The organism is Streptomyces sp. S3(2020), from assembly GCF_013044505.1.
Classification (GTDB): domain Bacteria; phylum Actinomycetota; class Actinomycetes; order Streptomycetales; family Streptomycetaceae; genus Streptomyces.
The window spans coordinates 1-4020 of sequence record NZ_JABERD010000406.1; the positions used below are offsets into that span (position 1 = coordinate 1).

The following is a 4020-nucleotide window of genomic DNA, read 5'->3' on the forward strand; positions in this document are numbered from 1 at the left end:
TCATGATCGCCACCTCACTTGTGTACGTCGACGTCTGCACGTGGTGTCCCGGGGGCGGCGCCCTCGCAGGGCCGCCGCCCCCGGCCGCCGGTCACGGCATGAGCTGGTACTCCGGGAAGTTCCCGGGCAGCCGCTCCCCCGCCGGGCCCTGTGTCACCGCGCGCACCAGCAGCTCGCCGCCGACGAAGGCGCCGCGCCAGGACGCGCCGAACCCGCCGAACAGTTCGTCGCGGTCGCCCCGCGAGCGCGGCTTTCCGTGGCCGACCTTGAACGCCCGGATCTGCGGGGCGAGCCGGTCGAAGGTGGAGCGGTCGTCCGTGGACAGCGTGGCCACCAGCGCGCCGTTGGAGGCGTTCATCGCGGCCAGCAGCTCCGCCTCGGTGTCGACGAGGACGATGGTGTCGACCGGGCCGAACGGTTCCGCGTGGTGCAGCGGTGAGGACGGGGGCGGGTTGAGGAGCGTGACGGGCTGGACGTACGCCGAGGTGTCCTGGCCGGGCAGGAAGCGGGCCTCGGTCGCACCGGCGCGGTGCAGGGGGACGGCGCCGCGGGCGATGGCCTCGGCGACCTGGTCGTGCAGTTCCTTCGCCTTGGCCGCGTTGATCACCGGGCCGAAGTCGAGGGCCGGGTAGGGGTCGTCGGCCTGGGCGACGGCGAGCGGGTGGCCGACCTTCAGTGTGCGGACGGCGGGGAGGTACGCGGCCAGGAAGTCGTCGAACAGCTCTCGCTGGACGACGAAGCGCGGGTACGCGGTGCAGCGCTGCTTGCCGTAGTCGAAGAGCTTGGGGATGACGGCCGTGAGGGCGTCCCAGTCCGAGTGGTTCCAGATGCCCCAGGTGTTGAGCCCCTCCTGTTCGAGGACATGCCGCTTGCCGAGGTCGGCCACGGCGGTGGCCACGGCGGCGCCGGTGTCGCGGCCGCCGACGAAGGAGACACAGCCGATCTCGGGTGCCCGCACCAGCGCCTCGGACAGCTCTCCCCCGCTGCCGCTGACCAGGGTGATGGGAATGCCTTCGCGGGCGGCGAGCGCGCAGGCCAGGGTCAGGCAGGCGACACCGCCGTCTGTCGGGGTCTTGGCGATGACCGCGTTGCCCGCCAGGGCCTGGATCAGCATGGCGTGGACGAGCACGCTCATCGGGTAGTTCCAGCTGGCGATGTTGGACACCGGGCCGTCCAGCGGGGTTCGCCCGGCGATCATGGGCTCGATGCCGTCGACGTACCAGCGCACCCCGTCGATGGCCCGGTCGACGTCCGCCTGGGCGAGCCGCCACGGCTTGCCGATCTCCCAGACGAGGAGCAGGGCGAGGAGTTCGCGATGCTGGGTGAGGGCGTCGAGGGTGGCCGCGACGCGGGCGCGGCGCTCTTCGAGGGGGATGTGCCGCCAGGCGCGGTGCTGGTCGAGGGAGGCGCGGACGGCCTGGTGGGCGGCTTCGCGGTCCAGGCGCGGCGGGCCGGCGATGGGGCTGCCGTCGACGGGGCTGGTGGCGGGCAGGGCCCGGCCGTCCGCATGCCAGGCGGCGTTCCAGAGGTTGAGGACGCGGTCGTCGCGGAACGCCTCGGGGGCGGCCGCGAGGCAGCGCCGCCAGGCGTCGTCCCAGGTGGTGCCGGACTTCACGACGAGGGGGGTGGAGTTGAGGGTGGTCGTCATTCGGTGTCTCCGCTCTCGGTGCACAGTCGGGGGCGGGGGGGTACCTGGCGTCCACGGACCGTTCCGCGGAACCGTGGAGGGCAGGCCCGTGCGACAAGTGGTCGCGTGTACGGGGGAGGTGTTCAGTGGCGCCGGGCGGTCACGCCTGGCGCGTGGCGTCGCGGTCGGCGGCCAGCAGTTCGAGCACGAGGCGGGCCGTCTCGGTCGGGGTGTCGCCGACCTTGACGCCGACCGCTTCCAGCGCTTCCTTCTTCGCCTGCGCCGTGCCGGAGGAGCCGGACACGATGGCGCCCGCGTGTCCCATGGTCTTTCCCTCGGGCGCGGTGAAGCCGGCGATGTAGCCGACGACGGGTTTGCCGACGTGCTGCTCGATGTACGCCGCCGCGCGTTCCTCGGCGTCGCCGCCGATCTCCCCGATGAGCACGACGAGTTCGGTGTCGGGGTCGTCCTGGAACGCGGCCAGGCAGTCGATGTGGGTGGTGCCGACGACGGGGTCACCGCCGATGCCGACACAGGTCGTGAAGCCGATGTCGCGCAGCTCGTACATGAGTTGGTAGGTGAGCGTGCCCGACTTGGAGACCAGGCCGATGCGTCCGGGTTTGGCGATGTCGGCCGGGATGATGCCCGCGTTGGACTGGCCGGGGGTGATCAGACCCGGACAGTTGGGGCCGATGATCCGGGTGCCCTTCTCCTTCGCGTACGCGGTGAAGGCGACGGAGTCGTGGACGGGGATGCCCTCGGTGATGACGACGGCGAGCCCGATGCCGGCGTCGGCGGCTTCGATGACGGCCGCCTTGGCAAAGGCGGGCGGTACGAAGACGACGGTGACATCGGCTCCGGTCGACTGTATACCGTCGGCAACCGACTCGAAAACAGGTACGGCACGATCGTCGAAGTCCACGGTCCGGCCGGCCTTGCGCGGGTTGACGCCACCGACGACGTTCGTACCGGCCGCGAGCATGCGCCGGGTGTGCTTCATGCCCTCGCCGCCGGTCATGCCCTGGACGAGGACCTTGCTCTCCTTGGTGAGGTAGATCGCCATGTGCCGCCTCCTCAGGCTGTGGTGGCGAGTTCGGCGGCGCGGCGGGCGGCGCCGTCCATGGTGGTGGCCTGCTGGACCAGCGGATGGGCGTGCGCGTCGAGGACGGCTCGGCCGCGGGCGGCGTTGTTGCCGTCGAGGCGTACGACGAGCGGTTTGGTCAACCGGACGGTTTCCAGGGCCCGTACGATGCCGTCGGCGACCGCGTCGCACGCGGTGATCCCGCCGAAGACATTGACGAACACCGACTTCACCGCCGGGTCGGAGAGGATGACGGACAGCCCGTCGGCCATCACCTGGGCGGACGCCCCGCCTCCGATGTCGAGGAAGTTGGCCGGCCGGGCGCCGCAGCCGGCGACCACGTCGAGGGTCGACATGACCAGCCCCGCACCGTTGCCGATGATGCCGACCTCGCCGTCGAGCTTGACGTAGTTGAGGCCCTTCGCGGCCGCGGCCGCCTCCAGCGCGTCCCCGTGCTCCGCTTCCTCGACGCCCCAACGGGCCTGCCTGAAGCGGGCGTTGTCGTCGAGGGTGACCTTTCCGTCGAGGGCGAGGATCTGCCCCTGGCGGGTACGGACGAGCGGGTTGACCTCGACGAGGACGGCGTCCTCGCGGACCAGTACCTGCCACAGCCGTACGAGGACGTCGACGGTCTGTGGCGGGAGGCCCGCGGCCCTGGCGATCTCTCCCGCCTTGGCGGAGGTGACTCCTTCGGCCGGGTCGATGTGTATACGGGCGACCGCTTCCGGTCGAGCCGCGGCGACCTCCTCGATCTCCATGCCGCCCTCGGCGGAGGCGATGGCGAGGAAGCGGCCCGCCGCGCGGTCGAGGACGTAGGAGACGTAGAACTCGGCCTCGATGTCCACCGGTTGGGCCAGCATGACCTTGGCGACGGTGTGGCCCTTGATGTCCGCGCCGAGGATCTGACGTGCCGCCTGTTCCGCCGCGGCCGGGTCGGCCGCGAGCCGCACACCGCCGGCCTTGCCCCGGCCTCCTGTCTTGACCTGCGCCTTGACGACGGCGGGCCCGCCCAGCCTGCGCGCGATCTCGCGCGCCTCCTTGGGCGAGTCGGTGACCTCCGCCCTCGGTACGAGGATGCCGTGTTCCTCGAAGAGCCCGCGGGCCTGGTGCTCGTACAGGTCCATGGTTCGGCTCCCGTCTCGATCGGGTCGCGTCTGAAAAGTGGTGCACGACCCCTGGACATCACCCACGGGATGCGGGATAACAATCTTCATACAGTATTCGTCGACTGTATGCAATCTACCAAGCGCGGTTCAGGAACAGCGCCACCAGCACGCTCAAGGCAACGGACAAGCGAGGTGACCTGTGACGG

General features: G+C 70.9%; 3 protein-coding genes. All 3 read right to left on the reverse strand.

Translation table 11 applies throughout. The features are described 5' to 3' along the window. Positions 1-91: 91 nt before the first annotated feature. Positions 92-1648 carry an aldehyde dehydrogenase family protein gene (locus HLK59_RS48660; RefSeq protein ID WP_171148109.1) on the reverse strand — a complete coding sequence of 519 codons (1557 nt, stop codon included), beginning with the start codon at positions 1646-1648 and terminating at the stop codon, positions 92-94. Positions 1649-1787: 139 nt separating this feature from the next. After that, positions 1788-2690 (reverse strand): succinate--CoA ligase subunit alpha, encoded by a 903-nt coding sequence (sucD, locus tag HLK59_RS48665; RefSeq protein WP_171148110.1) that lies wholly within the window; start codon positions 2688-2690, stop codon positions 1788-1790. A gap of 11 nt (positions 2691-2701) precedes the next feature. After that, positions 2702-3832, reverse strand: a complete 1131-nt coding sequence (sucC, locus tag HLK59_RS48670) for an ADP-forming succinate--CoA ligase subunit beta (protein WP_171148111.1) — start codon at positions 3830-3832, stop codon at positions 2702-2704. Between the last annotated feature and the right edge of the window lie 188 nt (positions 3833-4020).

What these genes read in the sequence shown, in the direction of transcription:
- sucC (WP_171148111.1), bottom strand. Translation starts at nt 3,832, where the DNA reads ATGGACCTGTACGAGCACCAGGCCCGCGGGCTCTTCGAGGAACACGGC.
- sucD (WP_171148110.1), bottom strand. Translation starts at nt 2,690, where the DNA reads ATGGCGATCTACCTCACCAAGGAGAGCAAGGTCCTCGTCCAGGGCATG.
- HLK59_RS48660 (WP_171148109.1), bottom strand. Translation starts at nt 1,648, where the DNA reads ATGACGACCACCCTCAACTCCACCCCCCTCGTCGTGAAGTCCGGCACC.